This is a genomic window from Paracoccus sp. Z118, from assembly GCF_019061185.1.
In the GTDB taxonomy this organism is placed as follows: Bacteria; Pseudomonadota; Alphaproteobacteria; order Rhodobacterales; family Rhodobacteraceae; genus Paracoccus.
Map to the genome: position 1 here is coordinate 25,965 of NZ_JAHQZU010000018.1, position 21,195 is coordinate 47,159.

The following is a 21,195-nucleotide window of genomic DNA, read 5'->3' on the forward strand; positions in this document are numbered from 1 at the left end:
GCGCGCAAGTGCCTGCGGCGCGGCGCTCCCCGCAACGCGCAGGCGACAGGATGCAGACACGATGACCGATCCCAGACCGCAGCACTACGATGAGCCGGACCTGCTGACCCCCGACCAGCTGGCCGAACTCGAGGAAAAATACGATCCCGAGTTGCGGTTCCGCACCCTGGTGAAGCCGGTGGCGGTGCTGACCGGCGCGATCCTGTTCCTGCTGAGCTGCTATCACTACTACACCGCCGGCTTCGGCATCCCGCAGGCCACGGTGCATCGCGGGCTGCACATGGGGGTGACGGTATTTCTCGTCTTCATGTCGTTTTCCGCCTTCGGCCGGTCCGAGCCGGCGCGGGGCCCGCTTGCGCTGCTGGGACTTCCGCTCGCCGACTGGATCATGGCCATCGCCGGCGCGGTCGCTTCGCTTTACGTGCCGTGGATCTACAGCGAACTGGCGTTCCGGGTCGGCAACCCCACCACGCTCGACACCACCATGGGCACGATCCTGATCGTCGTGCTGCTGGAGGCCGTGCGCCGCTCGATGGGCTGGCCGCTGCCGGTGATCGCCATGTTGTTCATGGCCTATGCCTATTACGGCCAGCACATGCCCGGCATTCTCGTCCATCCGGGGGCAAGCTGGTCCAATATCGTCAACCACCTGTATCTGACGAGCCAGGGGATCTACGGCACCGCGCTGGGGGTCATCGCGACCTATGTGTTCCACTTCGTCCTGTTCGGGGTGATGGCGACGCGGATCGGGCTGGGGCAGCTTTTCATCGATGTCGCCTCAGCCGCAGCGGGCCGTTTCGCGGGCGGACCGGCGAAGGTGTCGGTGCTGTCCTCGGCGCTGCTCGGCTCGATCTCCGGCTCGTCGATCGCCAACACCGTGACCACCGGGGCGCTGACCATCCCGGCCATGATCCGCGTGGGCTATCCCCGCCACTTCGCCGCCGCGGTCGAGGCCGCCGCCTCCACCGGCGGGCAGATCACGCCGCCGGTCATGGGGGCGGTCGCCTTCCTGATGATCGAATATCTGGGCCTGCCGCTGACCACGATCCTGCTGGCGGCCATCGTTCCCGCCTTCATGCATTTCTTCGGCGTGCTGGTGCAGGTCCATCTCGAGGCCAAGCGCCTCGGCCTGCGCGGCCTGCATCCGTCCGAGCTGCCGAACGCCTGGAAGGTGCTGAGGGCTGGCTGGCTGACGGTCGTGCCGCTGATCGTGCTGGTCGGCGTGCTGCTGTCGGGCCGCACCCCGTTTGCCGCGGCCTTCTGGTCGATCACCGCCTGTGTCGTCGTGCTGCTGTGGCAGGAGCTTCGCGCCGGCGGCCCGGTCCAGGCGCTGAAGGGCACCGCCCACGGCATCTATGAGGGCTTCGTGCTGGGCGCCAAGCAGTCCCTCGCCGTCACCGCCGCCGCCGCTCTGGTCGGCGTGGTGATCGGCGTCGTGACGCTGACCGGCGTCGGTTTCAGGATCGCCTATCTCGTCACCAGCGTCGCGGCCGACTGGGCGCAGGATGTGACGGGCTGGCTCGCATTCCTGCCGTTCGAGATCATGGGCGTGGGCACGCTGACGCTGCTGTTCACGCTGATCCTGACTGCCATCGTCTGCGTGCTGATGGGCTGCGGCATCCCGACCACCGCGAACTACATCATCATGGTCGCGGTCGCCGCGCCGGTTCTGGGCCTGCTGAACGTGGAGCCGATCGTCGCCCATTTCTTCGTCTTCTATTACGGGGTGCTGGCCGACGTGACGCCCCCCGTGGCGATGGCGGCCTATGCGGGCGCCGGGATCGCCGGGGCCAACGCCTTCAAGGCGGGCAACACCGCCTTCCGCCTGTCGATGGGCAAGGCGCTGGTGCCGTTCGTCTTCGTCTTCCAGCCGGCGTTGCTGATCGTGACCACGGGCTTCACCTGGGCGAACTTCCTGCTCGCCTTCGGCGGGGCGGTGCTGGGCATCTGGGCGCTGTCCGCGGCGATCACCGGCTGGATGTTCGCGCGACTGTCTGGGGTCGAGCGTGGGGCGCTGGCCTTCGCCTCGCTGCTGCTGGTCGCCCCGAACTGGACCGCGACGATCATCGGGCTGGTTCTGCTGGTCCCGATCGCGCTGCGACAGCTTGCCGTGGCGCGGAGGACGCCGCAGCCGGCGTGAGCCGGCGCAGCATCGTGCCTCTGACTGAAACGGCCCGCCCTTTCCGGGGCGGGCCGTTTCGCCTGTGAGGGGAGGATCTCAGGCATCCTGACGCCGATGACGGCGCCTCGGTCACCAGGCGGGGATAACCGCGCCTTCGTATTCCGTCTCGATGAACGCCTTCACCTCGGCCGAGTGATAGGCATCGACCAGCGTCTTGACCCAAGGCTCGTTCTCGTCCCCGCGGCGGACCACGATCACGTTGGCATAGGGGCTGTCGGCCTTTTCCATTGCGATCGAATCGCCCTTGGGGCTGAGCCCGCCCGCCAGCGCGTAGTTGGTGTTGATGACCGCCGCGTCGGCGTCTTCCAGCGCGCGCGGCAGCTGGGCGGCGTCGAGTTCGCGGAACTTCAGGTTCTTCGGGTTCTCGGTGATGTCGAGCGGGGTCGGCACCAGCCCGGCCTCGGGGTTCACCGCGATCACGCCCTGATCGGCCAGCACCAGCAGCGCCCGGCCGCCGTTGGTCGGATCGTTCGGGATCGCGACGGTTCCGCCCTCGGGCAGGTCGTCCAGCGACTCGATGCGGCTGGAATAGACGCCCATCGGGGTGGTGATGGTCTTGCCGACGACCACCAGATCGAAGCCGCGGTCCTTGATCTGGTTGTCCAGATAGGGAACGTGCTGGAAGCTGTTGGCGTCCAGATCGCCGTCGGCCAGCGCGGCGTTCGGCACGACATAGTCCGAGAACTCGATGATATCGAGCGTCAGGCCGTTCGCCTCGGCGATGGGGGCGACCTGTTCCAGGATCTCGCCATGCTCGCCGGGGCTGACGCCGATCCTGATTTCCTCGGCCGCGGCCATGCCCGCGCTCAGCGCGAGGACGGAAACGAATGTTCTCAGCATTGCAGTCTTCCTTTCCAGTTGAACTAGAGACCCCGGTCCTTGGCGGCGCGGTGGTCGAGGCGGCGGGCGATGGCCTCGCCCAGCGACTGCACGCCCTGCACGAGGACGATCAGGATGACGACCACCGCCAGCATGACATCGGGCATGAAGCGCTGATAGCCGTAGCGGATGCCGAGATCGCCGAGGCCCTCGCCGCCCACCGCGCCGACCATCGCGGAATAGCCGATCAGGCTGACCATCGCGAGCGTCAGGCCAAGGGCGATGCCCGGCAGCGCCTCGGGCAGCAGCACCTTGCGGATGATCTGATGCGGGGTGGCGCCCATCGCGCGGGCGGCCTCGATCAGCCCGCCATCGACCTCGCGGATCGCGGTTTCCACGATCCGGGCGATGAACGGCGCGGCGGCCAGCGTCAGCGGCACGATCGCGGCGGTGGTGCCGATCGAGGTGCCGGCGATCAGCCGGGTGAAGGGGATAATCGCCACGACGAGGATGATGAACGGGATTGAGCGGGTGGCGTTCACGATCAGGCCCAGCACCGCGTTGACGGCGGGCGCCGACAGCAGCTCGCCCCGCTTCGAGGTGGCGAGGAACACGCCCAGCGGCAGGCCGATCACCGTGCCGAGCAGCCCCGAGACGGCGACCATGTAGAGGGTCTGCAGCGTCGCTTCCCAGAGCAGGGCGATGAGGTTAGCCGACATGGCCCAGCACCTCCGTCCGCAGGTTCTGCGCGTGCAGGAAGGCCTGCACCCGGTCCAGCGTCCCGGCCGGAAGCTCGACCGTCAGGTTGCCGAAGGGGCGGCCGTCGATCTCCTCGATGGTGCCGCTGAGGATGCTGGTCTCGACGCCGAGCTCCGAGCCGATGCGCGACAGCACCGGATCGGTCGCCCGCTCGCCCGCGAAGGTGATGCGCAGGATCGCGGGGCCAGTGCCGTCCGGCACGATCCGGCGGGCGATGAAGCCCGGCAGCGCCGTGCCGGTCACGCCCGACAGGAAGGATTTTGTGACCGCATGCTGCGGGTTGGCGAAGATGCCGTAGGTCTCGCCCGCCTCGACGATGCGCCCCGCCTCGATCACGGCGACGTGCTGGCAGATGTCGCGCACGACCGCCATTTCATGGGTGATGAGCAGGATGGTCAACCCAAGCTCGCGGTTGATGTCGCGCAGCAGCGCCAGAACGGCCTGCGTGGTTTCCGGGTCGAGCGCGCTCGTCGCCTCGTCCGACAGCAGCACTTTCGGCTCGGTCGCCAGCGCGCGGGCGATGCCGACGCGCTGCTTCTGCCCGCCCGAAAGCTGCGCCGGATAGCGGTCCGCGAGCGGCGTCAGCCCCACCAGGTCGATCAGCCGGTCCACGCGCGGGCCGATCCGGGAACGCGGCGTGCCCGCGATCTCCAGCGGCAGGGCGATGTTGGCGCGGACGGTGCGGTTGGCCAAGAGGTTGAAATGCTGGAAGATCATCCCGGCATCGCGGCGCAAGGCGCGCAGGTCGCGCCCCCGCGCGGCGGTCGCGTCGCGGCCCAGCACCTCGACCCGGCCCGAGGTCACACGCTCCAGCCCGTTGACCAGCCGCAGCAGCGTGGACTTGCCCGCGCCCGAGCGGCCGATCACGCCCGTGATCCCGCCCGCCGGCACATTCAGGCTCACACGGTCCAGCGCCTTCGCGCCGCCGGAAGAGTTGGGCCAGACCTTGACCACGTCGTCGAAGACGATGGCCGGTTGTTCTGGGGCTGTCTTGGGGCTTCCGTTGGTCATGCGGGCTGACCTACCGCCCCGCAGGCCCGCCTTCAATGGGAGCGGCCCGGCCTGCCGCTCAAAAGGACGCCCGTCGCAGCGAGGGCGGCGCAGGCGGACGGATGCGGAGGAAATCCGCCGGAAACCGGGCTTCTTTCCCTGCCATAGCCACTGAGCGGAAGCTATTTCCCTCTACTCCGCGCCAAAGCTCCCTCGTCGGAACGATCATCCCGCCGCCGCGACCCGCAGCGGCGCCCTTGCCGCCCCCCCCATCGCTTCCTATAACCGCCGCCATGCTTCACGCGGCCCGGATATTCCGAATTAGCCGCCCGGCGGCGTGAGGTTTCGCGCTGCCGGGACGACGCCTGCCCAGCATCTTCAAGGACTCCGCCCGATGAGCGCCACCGACACCCTGCCCGACTATCGCAACACCGTCTTCCTGCCCGAAACCACCTTTCCCATGCGCGCCGGCCTGCCGCAGCGCGAGCCGGACTGGCTGGCCCGGTGGGAGCGGCTCGGCATCTATGACCGCCTGCGGGCGAATGCCGAAGGCCGCAAGCCGTTCATCCTGCATGACGGCCCCCCCTATGCGAACGGCAACCTGCATATCGGCCACGCACTGAACAAGCTGCTCAAGGACTTCATCGTCCGCAGCCAGCAGATGATGGGGCGCGATGCGCGTTATGTCCCCGGCTGGGACTGCCACGGTCTGCCGATCGAGTGGAAGATCGAGGAGCAATACCGCCAGAAGGGCCTCGACAAGGACGCGGTGGACACGGTCGAGTTCCGGCAGGAATGCCGCCGCTTCGCCGAGCACTGGGTGGATGTGCAGCGCGAGGAGTTCAAGCGCCTCGGCGTCACCGGCAAGTGGGACGATCCCTACCTGACCATGGATTACCACGCCGAGGCGGTGATCGCGGCCGAGTTCATGAAGCTGGTGATGAACGGCAGCCTCTATCAGGGCAGCAAGCCGGTGATGTGGTCGCCGGTCGAAAAGACCGCCCTGGCCGAGGCTGAGGTGGAATATCACGACCACACCAGCCATCAGGTCTGGGTACGCTTCCCCGTCGCCTCGCAGCGCGACTTCGCGCCGCTGGATGGCTGCATGCGGACCGACCTGCTGGACGCGTCGGTGGTGATCTGGACCACGACGCCGTGGACCATCCCGCAGAACCGCGCGGTGGCCTTCGGACCGGACTTCGCCTACGGTCTCTACCGCGTTGACGAGCTTGGCGAAAACTCCACCGCGCGCGTGGGCGAAACGCTGGTGCTGGCGGACACGCTGGCGGCCGGGGTGCTGACCTCCGCCCGCGTGGAACGGCACGAGCGGCTGCGCGACGTGCCGGCGGGCGAACTGGCCGCGCTGGTGCTGGCCCATCCCTATCGCGGCATCGAAGGCGGCGCGGGCGAGTGGGACCAGGACATCCCCCTGTTGCCCGGCGATCACGTCACCGAGGACGCCGGCACCGGCTTCGTCCACACCGCCCCCAGCCACGGCGAGGACGACTATCAGCTTGGCCTGAAATACGGCCTCAAGATGACCTACAACGTCGAGCCGGACGGCAGCTACCGCGCCGACCTGCCGGTCTTCGGCGGGCAGGCGATTATCCAGCCCGACGGCAAGGAAGGCCCCGCCAATGTCAGCAACATCAGGGCGTTGCACGGCGCGGGTGCGTTGCTGGCCAAGGGCAAGCTGAAGCACAGCTATCCGCATAGCTGGCGGTCCAAGGCGCCGGTGATCTATCGCAACACGCCGCAATGGTTCGCCGCCATCGACAAGCCGCTGCATGACGGCATGGGCGCCTACGGCGACACGATCCGCCAGCGGGCGCTGACCTCGATCGACGAGCTGGTGACATGGACGCCGCCCTCGGGGCGCAACCGCATCTTCTCGATGGTGCAGAACCGCCCCGACTGGGTGCTGAGCCGTCAACGCGCCTGGGGCGTGCCGCTGACCTGCTTCGTGCGCAAGGGCGCGAAGCCCGACGATCCATCCTTCCTGCTGCGCGATCCGAAGGTCAACCAGCGCATCCTCGACGCGTTCGAGGAGCATGGCGCGGATGTGTGGTATCAGGACGGCTTCAAGGAGCGGATGCTGGACGGCATCGTCTATCCGGGCGACTACGATCAGGTCATGGACGTGCTGGACGTGTGGTTCGACAGCGGCTCGACCCACGCCTTCGTGCTGCGCGACCGTGCGGACGGCTCGCCCGACGGGATCGCCGACCTCTATCTGGAAGGCACCGACCAGCATCGCGGCTGGTTCCAGTCCTCGCTGCTGCAGGCCAGCGCAACGAAGGGCCGGGCGCCCTATCGCGGCGTGCTGACCCACGGCTTCACGCTGGACGAGAAGGGCATGAAGATGTCCAAGTCGCTCGGCAACACCATCGTTCCGGCCGAGGTCATCAAGCAATACGGGGCCGACATCCTGCGGCTCTGGGTGGCGCAGGTGGATTACTCCGCCGACAGCCGCATCGGGCCCGAGATCCTCAAGGGCACCGCCGACAGCTATCGTCGCCTGCGCAACACGCTGCGTTTCCTGCTGGGGGCGCTGGACGGTTTCACAGATGCCGAGCGGGTGGAGCCCGCCGAGATGCCCGAACTGGAACGCTGGGTGCTGCACCGGCTGGCCGAACTCGATGGCAGGGTCCGCGCCGGCTACGACGCCTACGACTTCCAGGGCGTATTCCAGGCGCTGTTCAACTTCGCCACGCTGGACCTCTCGGCCTTCTGGTTCGACATCCGCAAGGACGCGCTCTACTGCGACGCCCCGGACAGCCTGCGCCGCCGCGCGGTCCGCACGGTGATGGACGCGGTGTTCCACCGACTGACGCTGTGGCTCGCCCCGCTGCTGCCCTTCACGATGGAGGATGTGTGGCTCTCGCGCTTCTCCTCCGATGAGGACAGCGTGCATCTGCACGATTTCCCCGCGACGCCGCCCGCCTGGCGCAGCGACACGCTCGCCGCCAAGTGGGACGGCATCCGCCGCGCCCGCCGCGCGGTGACGGCGGCGCTGGAGGTCAAGCGCGCCGACAAGACCATCGGCGCCAGCCTCGAAGCCGCGCCGGTCGTTCATGTCGAGGATGCGGCGCTGCTGGCCACCCTGCGCTCGGTCGATTTCGCGGATGTCTGTATCGTGTCGTCGCTGGAACTGACCGCCGATCCCGCCCCGGCCGAGGCGTTCCGCCTGCCCGAGGTGCCCGGCGTCGGCGTGGTGTTCGAGACGGCGACGGGCGAGAAATGCCAGCGCTGCTGGAAGATCCTGCCCGATGTCGGCACCCACGACCATCCGGCGACCTGCGCCCGCTGCGACACGGTGCTGGACGCCGCCGAGTGACTGGACGAGCGACAAGCCGGGGCGGCAAGACCGCCGCCCCGCCCAGCCCCGAGGGGAAACCGCCATGCTCCACACGCTGCTGATCGTCCTGACGCTGGGTCACGCGGACGGCCCGCACCTGGCCATCACCGAAGCCGGCGACATGGCCGCCTGTGCGGCACGGGCCAAGGCCGTGTCTGCCGTGCTGACCGACGCCGGTTACCCCGTCGCCGCGCATCGCTGCCTCCAGACCGAACAGCGCTTCACCCCCTACAGCCACGGCCCGGACGCCCCCGCCCCGACCCACGCCTACCGCGTGACCCTGCCCGCCGAAGGCGGCGCGCTGATCGAACCGGTTGCGACCCTCTCGGGCTGCACCCCCTCGCCCGAGGCCGTCCCCCCGGTCTTCTGCGCCCTTTCGACCCAGACGCCGCTGCCCCGCCCCTGATCGGGCGGCTTCTTCTTCGCCCAAATATCCTGGGGTCCGGGGTGAAACCCCGGCTTGGGGCGCGGCGAAAAACCACTCCGACGACCGATCACGCCGCCCCTTGGGTCGAGGTGAGCACGGAACCCTCATGCCTCCGCGGGGTTCGCAAAGGGACCCCACCCCTTTCGTGACGCGCCGCCCAAAGCTGCGCGGCGCGCCGTTGCCGAAGGAGCATCCATGCCCCGCGCCCCGTCCGATCACGCCCCCGTCCATTCCCGCGCGGCCCATGTCATCTATTTGATACTGACGACCGTGTCGGGCTTGATCGGTGCGGCGACGGTCTGGTTCGGGGCGCAGATCACGTGGCTCGGGGGGACGTGGTACTACCTGCTGCTGGGTCTGGCCCTTTCGGTGGCGGCGGCCCTCGCCTGGCTTGGCCGGCACCGGGCCGCGCTCGGACTGTTCACCGCCGCATTCGTCGCAACGATCCTGTGGTCGCTCGTCGAGATCGCGGGCAAGGGCTGGATGCCCGCCTGGGGCTTCGACTTCGCCGCCCGCAGCGGGATCATCGCGCTGCTCTTCGCGCTGACGGTCATCGCCTTCGCCTTCCGCAGCACCCCGCCGCGCTCGACCCCGCGCCGGGCGGTGCTGGGTCTCTTCGGGGGCGGCGTCGTTGCGGCTCTGGCGCTGGTCGGCGTCTTCTGGGAGCGCACCACCGAGCCGGCAGGCGCGGCCCTCGCAGGCGCGCCGCCGGCCAGCCCGGCGGCATCCGGCGCGGACTGGACGGCGTTCGGCGGTACGACCCGTGGTCAGCGCTATTCGGCGCTGGACCGGATCACCACTACCAACGTAGCCGATCTTCAGGAAGCGTGGCGCTTCAACACCGGGGATTCGACCCCGCGCGAGGGGCGCATCTTCTATTCCGCCCAGAACACGCCGTTGAAGGTGGGCGACCTGCTCTATACCTGCTCGCCCAGCAGCCAGGTCTTTGCGCTGGACCCGGCGACGGGCGCCGAGGTCTGGAGCTTCGATCCGCAGAACTCGCCCGACGCGATGGAATCGACTTTCAGCGTCGCCTGCCGCGCCGTGGGCCATGCCGAGATCGGTCCCGCCGGCGCACAATGCGCGGCCCGCATCTACGTCACCACCGAGGATGGACGGCTGATCGCCCGCGACGCGCTCGACGGCTCGGACTGCGCGGCGTTCGGCACGGACGGCACCGTCGATCTGACCGAGGGCATGGGCGAGCGGCAGCCCGGATTCTTCTCGAACAACTCGGGTCCGACGGTCGCAGGCGGGGTGGTGATCGTGGGCCAGCAGGTCAGCGACAATCAGCGCCGCGATTCCCCTTCGGGCGTGGTCCGCGCCTATGATGCGGCGAGCGGAGAGCTTCGCTGGGCGTGGGACGTGCTGCGCCCGGATCCGCAGGCGCCGCTGGCCGAGGGCGAGATCTATCCGCGCGGCACGCCGAACGTCTGGAACGTCATCTCCGCCGACGAGGAGTTGGGGCTGGCCTTCCTCGGCACCGGCAACCCCGGCGCAGACCAGTGGGGCGGCGACCGCACGCCCGAGGAGGAGGAGGTCACAGCCGCTGTCGTCGCCGTCGATCTGGAGACCGGCGAGGAACGCTGGTCCTATGCGACCGTGCGCCTCGACCGCTGGGATTACGACATCGGCGCCCAGCCCATGCTGGTCGATGTCGAGATCGACGGCGCGCCGCGCCGGGCCGTGATGCAGGGCACCAAGACGGGGCGGCTGTTCCTGCTGGATGCCCTGACGGGCGAGCCGCTGCGCCCGGTCGAGGAAGTCCCGGTCCCGCAGGGCGGGCGGCCAAGCGACGATCTGTCGCCGGTCCAGCCCTTCCCGGCCCATTATCCCCTTTTCGCCGGAATGCCGGGCAGCGAGCCCGAGACGCTGGAACCCCGCGACACCTGGGGCATCACGCCGATCGACGCCGCCATGTGCCGCCTGACCTTCCATCAGGCCCGATACGAAGGAATGTTCACGCCCCTGGCCGAGCCGGGAACCCCGATGCTGATGATGCCGGGGATCATGGGCGGCATGAACTGGGGCGGGATGGGCTTCGATCCCGCGCAGCGGCTGCTGATCTCGAACTATTCGCGGATGCCGAACATTGTCACGCTGATCGCCCGCGAGAATGTCGAGGATGTCCCCGTCGGCGATGGCGGCGCGCGCCCCGATCAGGAGGTCGCGCCGCAGGCCGGCACGCCCTATGGCGTGGACCGCCCGACCTGGCTTTCGGTGCTGAACATCCCCTGCATCGCCCCGCCATGGGGGATCATGGCCGCGACCCATATCGACACGGGCGAGCTGGTCTGGTCGCAGCCGTTCGGCACCGGCTTCGACAGCGGCCCGCTGGGCATTCCTTCGCGGCTGAAGATCGTGATGGGCACGGCCAATCAGGGCGGGCCGCTGGTGACGGCGGGCGGGCTGACCTTCATCGGCGCCGCGCAGGACGATTACCTGCGCGCCTTCGAAACGGCGACCGGACGGTTGCTATGGCAGGCGCGGCTCGACGCCGGACCGCAGGCCGGTCCGATGACCTACGAGCATGAGGGCCGCCAGTATGTCGCCATCGTCAATGCGGGCCACGCCCGGCTGGAGACGAACATGGGCGACGCGCTGACCGTCTTTGCGCTGCCGGAGTGAGCGCGGGGCCGGTCACGCCCTGAGCCCGGCAAAGGTCATCGGATCGAGGCTGGTCTGCGCGAAGGTCTCGCCCTCGGTCAGCAGGCTCACCGCGTCATGCGAGTGCAGCGATTCCTGATGGCTGGCGATGACGCGGAAATCGCCGATCCGCGGCTCGTCCTCAAGCTGCTGGGCGAAGGCCCGCACCGCATCCTCGACGAAGATGGGGTTCGCGGCGTTGAGTTCGGCGAAGGCCTGCTCGTCCTCGCGCTTCACCATCACCTGCGTTTCGGTGGCGACGGCGCGGCGGCACAGGGCCACCATGTCCTCGAACCACAGCTTCTCCTCGCCCTGCATCACGACCGAGATGCGGGCGATCGAGCGTTGGGAATGGGGCGTAGCCAACTGGGCGCGGCTCTCGCGAGCATGTTCGGACAGTTCCAGCGAGCAGGGGCAGGTCGAGGAATAGACATAGTCGAAATGCATGACCTTGAGCCGCTGCCCGCCCTGATCGATCAGCTCCATCGCGATGTCGTAATACTGCCAGCCCTCCAGCCCCGAGCGCAGCGATAGCGCGCGCATCGGATAGCTCAGCCGCATCTGCAAGCGCGCGTCGAAACTGTCCAGATGGTCCTTGTAGTCGCTGACCGCCGCCGCCAGCACGCCCAGCGAGAACTGCTTTTCCGCATGTGCATAGAAGGACCGCATGATCCGGCTCATGTTGATGCCCTTGCGCTCGGCATCCAGGCTGACGGTGCCGGTGACGCTGGTTTCCAGCATGATCTCTCCCCCGTCTTTCCGGCGGTAGCGGATCGGCAGGCGGAAGTTGGAAATGCCGACATGCTGGATCAGCTTGCGGGCGCCGACGATCAGGCTGGCGGGGCCGTTCTGAAGGTCCGGCAGGCTGGCGCGGTATTGCTCGTCCACCGTGAAATCGGCGGGATAGCTGCGGCTGAGCGCCGGATAGACCGGGGTCAGGGGGCGGTTCTGGGTCATGTGATGCTCCTCCCGCGGATGCGCGCGGCTCTCGGCCTGAATCCGATGCCCTATATGGGAAGGCCGCGCGGGGAAGTGAAGCCGGGGAACGACCGCGCGGTCAGCCGAGCGACTGCATCAGGTCGGCCAGCAGGTCGGCCGGGTGCTCCAGCCCGATGGACAGGCGCAGCGTGCCGTCGGTGATGCCCGCCTGCGCCCGCGTTTCCGGCGACAGGCGCTGGTGCGTGGTGGTGGCCGGATGGGTCACGATGGTCTTGGCGTCGCCGAGATTGTTCGAGATGCTGATGAGCCGCAGCCGGTTCATGCAGTCGAACGCCGCCTGCTTGGAGGCGAGTTGCAACGCGATCATCGTCCCGCCGGAGCCCATCTGCCGCATCGCAAGCTCGTGCTGCGGATGCGCGGGCAGCCCCGGATAGATCACCCGCACCCCTGCCCCGTCCAGCGCCTGCGCGATCTGCGCCGCGCTGTCCGCCATCGCCCGCACCCGCAGGTCCAGCGTCGTCAGGCCGTTCAGCATGATCCAGGCGTTGAACGGGCTGATCGCCCCGCCGGTGTGCTTGAGATAGGGCTCGGCCACCTCGCGCACGAAATGGCGGGTGCCGCAGATCACCCCGCCGAGCGCCCGCCCGCCGCCGTCAATATGCTTGGTGGTGGAATAAACGACGACATCCGCGCCCTGCTCGACCGCGCGGGAAAAGACCGGCGTCGTGAAGACGTTGTCCACCACGACCAGCGCGCCCGCCGCATGGGCGATTTCGGAAATACCGGCGATGTCCATGACTTCGAGGACCGGATTCGACACGCTTTCGAAGAACACGGCCTTCGTGCCGGGCGTCACCGCCTCGCGCCAGGCGGCAAGATTGGTGCCGTCCAGCAGCACGACCTCGACCCCGAAGCGGGCGAGGATGTCCAGCACGTAAAGGCACGATCCGAACAGCTGCCGCGCCGCCACCACGCGGTCGCCGGGCTTCACCATCGCCATCAGCGCGCCGTTGACGGCGGCCATGCCCGAGGCGGTGGCAAACGCGTCCTCGGTCCCTTCCAGCGAGGCCATCCGGTCCTCGAACATCCGAGAGGTCGGGTTGCCGTAGCGGGCATAGATGAACTCGTCCGGCCCGATTTTCTGGAACCGCGCCTCGGCCTGCTCGGCGCTGTCGTAGGCGAAGCCTTGCGTCAGGAACAGCGCCTCGGCCATCTCACCATACTGGCTGCGGCGGATGCCTGCGTGGACGGCGCGGGTGCGAGGGTGCTGGCTGTCGCTCATGAACCCGCGTTAGCCCCCTGCGACAAAAAGCGCAACTTCGACTTGAACCGGCGCGTTCGCCGCCTAAGTCGGGGCCGGGACCGGGCCCCTCTGGCGATCCGAGCGGATCGTGATGTCGGTCACATTTGACCGTAACCCAGAGGCATACATGGATCTCACAGCATTGATCATGGGACAGCCCGTTTGGATGTGGCTGACCTTCCTTTCGGCCGTCATCGTTCTGCTGGTGCTGGACCTCGGCGTCCTGAACCGCGGCGACAACGAGATCGGCGTGCGCCGCTCGCTCGTGATGTCGGCCTTCTACATCACCATCGGCCTCCTGTTCGGCGGCTTCGTCTGGTCGCAGTTGGGCCAGACCGCCGCGCTGGAATACTGGACCGGCTTCATCGTCGAGAAGTCGCTGGCGATGGACAACGTCTTCGTCATGGCGACGATCTTCGGCTTCTTCGCCGTGCCGCGTCATTTGCAGCACCGGGTGCTGTTCTGGGGCATTCTTGGCGTGATCGTCCTGCGGGCGATCATGATCGGCTTCGGCGCGGTGCTGGTGCAGCGCTACGAATGGGTGCTGCTGATCTTCGCGGCCTTCCTGATCTTCACCGGCGTCAGGATGCTGATGGCCGGGAAGGAGGAGGCCGACCCGTCCGAGAACAAGATGCTGGTCTGGCTCACCAGGCACATGCGGGTGACGAAAGGATTCGTCGGCAACAGGTTCTTCGTGCGGCAGGAAGGCCCGGCCGGCAAGACGCTGCTCTACGCGACGCCGCTGTTCGTGGCCCTGGTCGCGATCGAGATCGCGGACCTGATCTTCGCCGTCGATTCGGTGCCCGCGATCTTCGCGATCACCACCGATCCTTACCTCGTCTATACCTCGAACATCTTCGCCATCCTCGGCCTGCGGGCGCTGTATTTCGCGCTCGCTGCCATCCTGCACCGCTTCGAGTACCTGAAGCCCGCGCTGGCGATCCTGCTGATCTTCATCGGCGGCAAGGTCGTCGTGGCCGAGATGCTGGGGATCGAGAAGGTGCCGCCCGCGATCTCGCTGGGCGTGACCTTCGTGATCCTGACGGTCGGCGTGATCGTATCGGTGGTCAAGACGCGGGGCGACAAGCCCGCCCACTGACGCAAAAAGCGAACGGATCAGGAACGCGGCCTTCCCTTGGCAGGCCGCGTTCTTTATGTTGGCTCGCATGAGCCATTTCGACGACTCCGATGCCTTCGAGGCCGCCGCCGCGCCCGCCCGCGTTCCCCTGTCCCAACGGGCGATGGCGGGCCGGGCCGCGCCCTATCTGGACGGGCTGAACCCGGCGCAACGGCAGGCTGTCGAGTCGCTGGACGGCCCGGTCCTGCTGCTCGCCGGCGCCGGCACCGGCAAGACCCGCGCCCTGACCACCCGCATCGTCCATCTGCTGACGCAGGGCCGCGCGACGCCGGGCCGCATCCTCGCCGTGACCTTCACGAACAAGGCCGCGCGCGAGATGAAGGACCGCGTGGCCCGCCTGCTGGGCGAGACGGTCGAGGGGATGCCTTGGCTGGGCACGTTCCACTCGGTCAGCGTCAAGATCCTGCGCCGCCATGCCGAACTGGTGGGCGAAGGCGGGCTGCACCTGAAGCCCAGCTTCACGATCCTTGACACCGACGACCAGATCCGGCTGCTCAAGCAACTGATCGCGGCCGGGAACATCGACGAGAAGCGCTGGCCCGCGCGGATGCTGGCCGGGCTGATCGACGACTGGAAGAACCGCGCGCTGACGCCCTCGCGCGTGCCCTCGGGCGAGACGCACGCCTATGACGGAAAGGGCGCGGCGCTTTACGCGCAGTATCAGCGCCGCCTGCTGGAACTGAACGCCACCGATTTCGGCGACCTGCTGCTGCATTGCGTGACGATCTTCCAGGCGCACCCGGACGTGCTGGCCCAGTGGCAGGATCGTTTCCGCTATATCCTCGTGGACGAATACCAGGACACCAACGTCGCCCAGTATCTGTGGCTGCGGCTGCTGGCCCAGATGCACCGCAACATCTGCTGCGTGGGCGACGACGACCAGTCGATCTATGGCTGGCGCGGGGCCGAGGTCGGCAACATCCTGCGGTTCGAGCAGGATTTCCCCGGCGCGCAGGTGATCCGGCTGGAACAGAACTACCGCTCCACGCCGCACATCCTCGCCGCCGCCTCCGGCCTGATCGCCGCGAACAAGGGCCGTCTCGGCAAGACCCTGTGGACCGAATCCGAGGGCGGCGAGAAGGTCCGCCTGATCGGCCACTGGGACAGCGAGGCCGAGGCCCGCTGGATCGGCGAAGAGATCGAGGCGTTCCACGGCGGCCACCGCCATTCCATCGGACGGCGCAGCCTGAACGACATCGCCATCCTCGTCCGCGCCTCGCACCAGATGCGGGCGTTCGAGGACCGCTTCATGACCATCGGCCTGCCCTATCGCGTGATCGGCGGCCCCCGCTTCTACGAGCGGCAGGAAATCCGCGACGCGATGGCCTATTTCCGGCTGGCCGTGTCGCCCACGGACGATCTGGCGTTCGAGCGGATCGTGAACCTTCCCAAGCGGGGTCTCGGCGACAAGGCCGTGCAGACGATCCAGCGCGAGGCCCGCTCGCGCGGCCTGCCGCTGCTGGAAGGCGCGGCGGCGACGGTCGCGGCCAATGCGCTCACCGGCAAGGGCGCGGCCAACCTGCGGACCTTCACCGAGCAGATGGGCCGCTGGCACGCCGATGTGCTGGACAGCCGCGTGAACCACGTCGAACTGGCCGAGCGCATCCTGGACGATTCCGGCTATACCGCCATGTGGCAGAACGACCGCGCGCCCGATGCACCGGGGCGGCTCGACAATCTCAAGGAACTGGTCAAGGCGCTGGAGGAGTTCGAGAACCTGCAGGGCTTCCTCGAACATGTCGCGCTGGTGATGGACGCCTCCGAGGGCGAGCAGGCCGAGGAGGTCAGCATCATGACCCTCCACGCCGCCAAGGGGCTGGAATACCCCATCGTGTTCCTGCCGGGATGGGAGGACGGTCTGTTCCCCAGCCAGCGCAGCATGGACGAGTCGGGCCTTAAGGGCCTCGAGGAGGAACGCCGCCTCGCCTATGTCGGCATCACCCGTGCCGAAGAGCTGGCGACCATCACCTTCGCCGGCAACCGGCGGATGTATGGGCAGTGGCAATCCTCCCTGCCCTCGCGCTTCATCGACGAACTGCCCGAGGATCACGTCGAGGTGCTGACCCCGCCCGGCCTCTACGGCGGCGGCTACGGCGCGGCGGCTCAGCCCTTCGCGCAGTCCACCATGCACGAAAAGGCGGCGCGGGCGGATGTCTACAACTCCCCCGGCTGGAAGCGGATGCAGGATCGCGCCGGCCAGCGCGCCGCCCCGGTCCACCGCACACCCATCGTGATCGACGCCGAACCCGCCGCCCGCTTTTCCGTGGGCGACCGGGTGTTCCACCAGAAATTCGGCACCGGCAGCATCATGGGCATCGCCGAGGACACGTTGACGGTCGAGTTCCCGGCAGGCTTCAAGACGGTGAAAGCCTCCTATATTCAACCAGCCGCCCCGACCAACGCGGACGACGTGCCGTTCTGAGAACGCTCCCCTGATCCTCGGGCGGCCGGAAATATCCCGCGGGGCTTCCGAGCGCCCGGAAAACGGTCCGGTGGACCGTTTTCAGCGAGGAAGGCCACGGTAGTGGCCGGGGGCGCGAAGCCCCCGCTGCAACGCAGCTACGAAAACCACGCTTGACCGCCCCGCCGGCCGCGCCTATCTGCCGCTTTGCGCGGATGGCCGGATGACCGCGGGCGGCCTGTCCGTCCGAGGAAAGTCCGGGCTCCATGCAGGCACGGTGCCGGGTAACGCCCGGCGGGGGCGACCCCAGGGAAAGCGCCACAGAGAAGAGACCGCCGCGCCTCGCGCGTGGCAAGGGTGAAACGGTGGGGTAAGAGCCCACCGCGGGACGGGCAACCGGACCGGCAAGGCAAGCCCCACCGGGAGCAATGCCGAATAGGGATCGCGCGCGGGGCAACCCGCAGGGCCGCCTGCGCCCCAGCAGATCCGGGTTGGCAGCTTGATCCCGCCGGCAACGGCGGGACCAGAGGAATGGTCATCCACGGGCCGCAAGGCCCCGGACAGAACCCGGCTTACAGGCCATCCGCGCAAACGATCCCGCCCGGTCCATCTCGGCGGAATTTCGCGTATAACAATTATAAGGCGATTTTCGACTCTGGACATTCACGGAACGGGCATAGGCTCGACCCATTACCCGTCGTCATTTCCATCCTGGGAGGTCCGTCCATGCAGCCTGCCGAACATCTTGCCTCGCCGAACACAAGTTTCAACGCATCCAATTCGTCTTTGGACGCATCACATGAATGCGATCTTACCGGCACCGCGCTCGCGCTGGCGCTGCTGCGGCATCACTCCGACTCCGTCTATCTGATGGACCCGGACGGGCGCCTCACGATGGTCAACCGCGCAGCCGCGGCCGAGCTGGGACTGGACGACGCCAGCCGCGTCCAAGGGCGGCACTGGACGCAGATATGGACCTGCCTCGACCACGAGACGCTGCGGGCCGGTCTGGTCGAGGCCGCGGAGGGCGAGGCCGTCCGCATGACACTCCACTGCCCCGGCCTCGAGGGCGAGGACCAGCACCGCGCCGTGACCCTCTGCCCGATCGAGGGGAATGACGGCCGCATCGCCAAGATCCTCTGCATCGCTCACGCCGCCGCCGGCTGACCCGATTCGCCTGTTTGGCGGTTGACTCTGCGTGAGGCCCGCGTAAAAGGCAGGCTTCACGGAATTTCCACGGGTGCCCGACGGCTGATGACGATCGCGCCCGAGCAGGAGCGACGAACATGGCGAAGCCGACCACCATCAAGATCCGCCTGAACTCCAGCGCGGGCACCGGCCACTTCTACGTGACCAAGAAGAACGCGCGCACGATGACCGAGAAGATGACGGTCAACAAATACGACCCCGTCGTGCGCAAGCACGTGGAATACAAGGAAGGCAAGATCAAGTAAGGTCTTCGCCTTCCTGATCGCGACAAGCTGGTCGAAAACTGTACGGCCGGATGGCCGTTCAAGGGGTGCTGCAGCGATGCAGCGCCCCCGTTTTTTTTACGTGATCCGTCCGACGCAAAATTCGCGGGAGCATGGCACAGCCAGCCGCGCCGGTTCCTCGCGATCTATGAAGACAAGGCCGCCGACAGCGAGCGGCAGGAAAGCCGCGCCAGTCCGCAGACCAGTCCACGGATCACCATTCAGCGGATCATCAGCCAACCGCCCGTGAGGCGATAGGAAACGGCTCGAACCTCGTGCCGCAACCTGTGCCGGAGAAAGTAAAAACTGGCGCACCTCGCAGGAGAAAGTTCGAACACTCTCTTCGAGGTGCTGGATGAATGGGAGCGCCATCTCGCGCAGCTAGACCCTAAGGGTCTGCGGTGCGGCGATGACCCATTTAAGCCGAAACTTTAACGCCTTAGGCACAGCCAACGCTGCGGCAAAGAAGTACCCGCCGCCGTTCTCCCTGCGCCTCACGCACGAAGAAAGGGCGCGGCTGGACGCTGAACGGGGCGGCAAGCCGCTGAGCGTGCATATCCGAGAGAAGCTGTTCGGCGACGCCGCCAGCCCGCGCAAGAAGAGCGGCAACAGCCCGGTCGGCGACCGTGAGGCGCTTGGGCGCGTCCTGGGTGCCTTGGGGCAGTCCCGGCTTTCCTCCAACCTGAACCAGCTCGCCAAGGCCGTGAATACGGGCTCCCTGCCCGTCACGCCGGAAACTGAGGCCGACCTCAAAGAAGCCTGTCGCGAAGTGTTGGCCCTGCGGGCTGAGCTGCTTCGCGCCCTCGGCAAGTCGCCGGAGGGCGGGCCATGATCCTCAAAGCCAAAGAGCGCGGCGGCGGGCAGCAACTTGCCCGCTATCTTCTGGCCATGCGCGACAACGATCACGTCGAGCTGCATGAGGTGCGCGGCTTTGCCAGCGAAACCCTGCAAGGCGCTTTCAGCGAGGCGGACGCCATCGCCCTCGGGACGCGCTGCGAGAAGCATCTGTTTTCGATGAGCCTGAACCCGCCCGAAGGGGCGGAGGCCAGCGTCGAGGTCTTCGAGCAAGCCATTGACGAAATTGAACAGAAGCTCGGACTGGAAAACCAGCCGCGCGCCATCGTCTTCCATGAAAAGGACGGGAGGCGGCACGCTCACGCCGTTTGGTCGCGGATCGACGCGGAGCGGATGCGCGCGATCAACCTGCCCCACTACAAGCTTAAGCTTCGGGACGTGTCCCGAAAGCTGTACATGGAGCATGGCTGGGACATGCCGCGCGGCCTTCAGGACCGCAGCCTGCGCGACCCGCTGACCTTCACGCGGGACGAATGGCAACAGGCAACGCGCGCGGGGCTCGATGCTCGCGAACTCAAGGCGGTGTTCCGGCAGTGCTGGGACCGGTCCGACAGCCAGGCGGCCTTTGACCTGGCGCTGCGGGAGCGCGGCTTCTGGCTGGCCCGAGGCGACCGTCGCGGCTTTGTCGCCGTCGATTACCGTGGCGAAGTCTATTCGCTGTCGCGGTACGCGGGCGTGAAGTCGAAAGAGATCGAGGCGCGGCTGGGCGACGCGCGAGCGCTTCGCTCAGTGCAGGACGTCAAAGCGGAAATCTCGGGCGGAATGACCGCGAAGCTGCAAGCCTTCATCAAAGACGTGGAGCGGGACGCTGCGCGCCGGTCGGCTGTGATGGACTTCCGCAAGGCGGACCTGTTGGCGCGCCAACGGGAAGAACGGAAGCGCCTTACTGACGCGCATGAGCGGCGCTGGCAGGCGGAGACCAAAGCACGATCCGAGCGTCTGCCGCGCGGATTCTCCGGCATCTGGCATTGGCTGACCGGGCGCTATGCCAAGGTGAAGGCGCAAAATGAGCGGGAAACGCTCGAAGCCTGGCGGCGTGACCGCTCCGAAAAGGACACGCTGATCTACCAGCAGCTCCAGGAGCGGCAGGTTCTCCGGCAGGACATCAAGGCGCAGCGCACAATTGCGCAGCATGAGCTGCTACGTCTGCGGGAAGATGTTGCGAAGTATCAGAAGCTGGATCGTGACGGTGATGACCTTCGCCCTGCGCGCGCCCGTGAGGATCATGAGACCAAGAGGCGAGAGCAAGGATCACACCGCAGGCGTGGCTTCGATCCCTCCTAGCGGCGGAGAACCGCTTGGTGGAAAACTTGAGCAAGCAATTCAGCAATGAGATAGAATCCCTTGAAAAGCCTCAGCAGCATATTTCCGGAGATAACTATGACGCCAGACGAATATTGGAAAAATTTCAACTTGGGAACCGAACTCGATATTGCAGGTAGGTTTATTTACAATGGCCTGCAATGCTTCCATGAAATGCAAACTTTCACATCAGAGGAAGACTCCTTTGAATTCCTGTATTCAATATCGGTCGGCATCGAGCGTCTCTTGAAAATAGCGGTGATCTTAGCCGAACATACACCGGGAGATGACCAGCAAGCATTCGAAGAGACGCTTATCACTCACAGCCACTCTGAACTAGTACGCAGGCTCAAGGTCACCCACAACCTCAAACTAGCGCCGGTGCATAACGAGTTTTTATCTATTCTCGCGCGTTTTTACAGATCACACCGGTACGGTCGATACAACCTTGCGTCGGTGACAGCGCCCGCTCAAGAACGCGAAGAACTCAATGCCTACCTTCAAAAGCACCTAGGCTCCAGACCCATTGATTTCAGGCTGTTGGCGTGATTCAGGCACGGCGAGGAGACCTGATATATGAGCAACCTGTTCTGGCTGACCGACG

Annotated in this window: 16 protein-coding genes and 1 other RNA gene; 12 read left to right on the top strand and 5 right to left on the bottom strand. The window is 66.9% G+C overall.

The window, feature by feature from the left end:
• Positions 1-61: 61 nt before the first annotated feature.
• The gene (locus tag KTN05_RS13390) at positions 62-2,140 is read left to right on the top strand and encodes a TRAP transporter permease (protein ID WP_217329916.1); all 2,079 of its coding nucleotides are present in this window, start codon (positions 62-64) and stop codon (positions 2,138-2,140) included.
• Positions 2,141-2,251: 111 nt separating this feature from the next.
• On the opposite strand, the gene KTN05_RS13395 is transcribed toward KTN05_RS13390, so the two are convergent.
• Genes KTN05_RS13395 through KTN05_RS13405 form a run of 3 tightly spaced genes read right to left on the bottom strand, consistent with a single transcriptional unit; the run spans position 2,252 to position 4,771 of the window.
• Positions 2,252-3,022: a MetQ/NlpA family ABC transporter substrate-binding protein gene (locus KTN05_RS13395; RefSeq protein WP_217329917.1), complete on the bottom strand. Its 771-nt coding sequence runs from the start codon at positions 3,020-3,022 to the stop codon at positions 2,252-2,254.
• Positions 3,023-3,045: 23 nt separating this feature from the next.
• Positions 3,046-3,720 (bottom strand): methionine ABC transporter permease, encoded by a 675-nt coding sequence (locus KTN05_RS13400; RefSeq protein WP_217329918.1) that lies wholly within the window; start codon positions 3,718-3,720, stop codon positions 3,046-3,048.
• Positions 3,710-4,771 carry a methionine ABC transporter ATP-binding protein gene (locus KTN05_RS13405; protein WP_217329919.1) on the bottom strand — a complete coding sequence of 354 codons (1,062 nt, stop codon included), beginning with the start codon at positions 4,769-4,771 and terminating at the stop codon, positions 3,710-3,712. Before KTN05_RS13405 ends, KTN05_RS13400 begins: the two co-directional genes overlap by 11 nt.
• 373 nt (positions 4,772-5,144) lie before the next feature.
• Here KTN05_RS13405 and ileS point away from each other — a divergent pair, with 373 nt between their 5' ends.
• The 3 genes from ileS to KTN05_RS13420 all read left to right on the top strand — a co-directional run bounded on the left by ileS (position 5,145) and on the right by KTN05_RS13420 (position 11,163).
• Positions 5,145-8,087: an isoleucine--tRNA ligase gene (ileS, locus tag KTN05_RS13410; RefSeq protein WP_217329920.1), complete on the top strand. Its 2,943-nt coding sequence runs from the start codon at positions 5,145-5,147 to the stop codon at positions 8,085-8,087.
• A gap of 64 nt (positions 8,088-8,151) precedes the next feature.
• On the top strand, positions 8,152-8,514 hold the full coding sequence (locus KTN05_RS13415) for a hypothetical protein (protein ID WP_217329921.1): 363 nt from the start codon (positions 8,152-8,154) through the stop codon (positions 8,512-8,514).
• A gap of 216 nt (positions 8,515-8,730) precedes the next feature.
• Positions 8,731-11,163, top strand: a complete 2,433-nt coding sequence (locus KTN05_RS13420) for a PQQ-binding-like beta-propeller repeat protein (protein ID WP_217329922.1) — start codon at positions 8,731-8,733, stop codon at positions 11,161-11,163.
• Positions 11,164-11,175: 12 nt separating this feature from the next.
• On the opposite strand, the gene folE2 is transcribed toward KTN05_RS13420, so the two are convergent.
• Positions 11,176-12,138: a GTP cyclohydrolase FolE2 gene (gene folE2, locus KTN05_RS13425; RefSeq protein WP_217329923.1), complete on the bottom strand. Its 963-nt coding sequence runs from the start codon at positions 12,136-12,138 to the stop codon at positions 11,176-11,178.
• Between the two features lie 100 nt (positions 12,139-12,238).
• A complete protein-coding gene (gene metZ, locus KTN05_RS13430; RefSeq protein ID WP_217329924.1) occupies positions 12,239-13,402 on the bottom strand; it encodes an O-succinylhomoserine sulfhydrylase in 1,164 nt (387 codons plus the stop codon).
• A 169-nt stretch (positions 13,403-13,571) separates the two neighbouring features.
• On the opposite strand from metZ, the gene KTN05_RS13435 reads away from it, so the two are divergent.
• From KTN05_RS13435 to KTN05_RS13470, 8 genes are all read left to right on the top strand, one after another.
• Positions 13,572-14,522 carry a TerC family protein gene (locus KTN05_RS13435; RefSeq protein ID WP_254368204.1) on the top strand — a complete coding sequence of 317 codons (951 nt, stop codon included), beginning with the start codon at positions 13,572-13,574 and terminating at the stop codon, positions 14,520-14,522.
• Between the two features lie 67 nt (positions 14,523-14,589).
• Positions 14,590-16,983, top strand: a complete 2,394-nt coding sequence (locus tag KTN05_RS13440) for an ATP-dependent helicase (protein ID WP_217329926.1) — start codon at positions 14,590-14,592, stop codon at positions 16,981-16,983.
• A gap of 190 nt (positions 16,984-17,173) precedes the next feature.
• Positions 17,174-17,553: RNase P RNA component class A (gene rnpB / locus KTN05_RS13445), an RNA gene on the top strand.
• A gap of 195 nt (positions 17,554-17,748) precedes the next feature.
• Positions 17,749-18,129, top strand: a complete 381-nt coding sequence (locus KTN05_RS13450; protein WP_217329927.1) for a PAS domain-containing protein — start codon at positions 17,749-17,751, stop codon at positions 18,127-18,129.
• 119 nt (positions 18,130-18,248) lie between these two features.
• Entirely contained in the window at positions 18,249-18,416 is a 168-nt protein-coding gene (rpmG, locus tag KTN05_RS13455; protein WP_101752137.1) for a 50S ribosomal protein L33, read from the top strand.
• Positions 18,417-18,843: 427 nt separating this feature from the next.
• Positions 18,844-19,266 (top strand): MobC family plasmid mobilization relaxosome protein, encoded by a 423-nt coding sequence (locus KTN05_RS13460; protein ID WP_217329928.1) that lies wholly within the window; start codon positions 18,844-18,846, stop codon positions 19,264-19,266.
• Positions 19,263-20,573 (top strand): relaxase/mobilization nuclease domain-containing protein, encoded by a 1,311-nt coding sequence (locus KTN05_RS13465; protein ID WP_217329929.1) that lies wholly within the window; start codon positions 19,263-19,265, stop codon positions 20,571-20,573. Before KTN05_RS13460 ends, KTN05_RS13465 begins: the two co-directional genes overlap by 4 nt.
• Before the next feature lie 96 nt (positions 20,574-20,669).
• Positions 20,670-21,140: a hypothetical protein gene (locus KTN05_RS13470; protein WP_217329930.1), complete on the top strand. Its 471-nt coding sequence runs from the start codon at positions 20,670-20,672 to the stop codon at positions 21,138-21,140.
• Positions 21,141-21,195 lie beyond the last annotated feature (55 nt).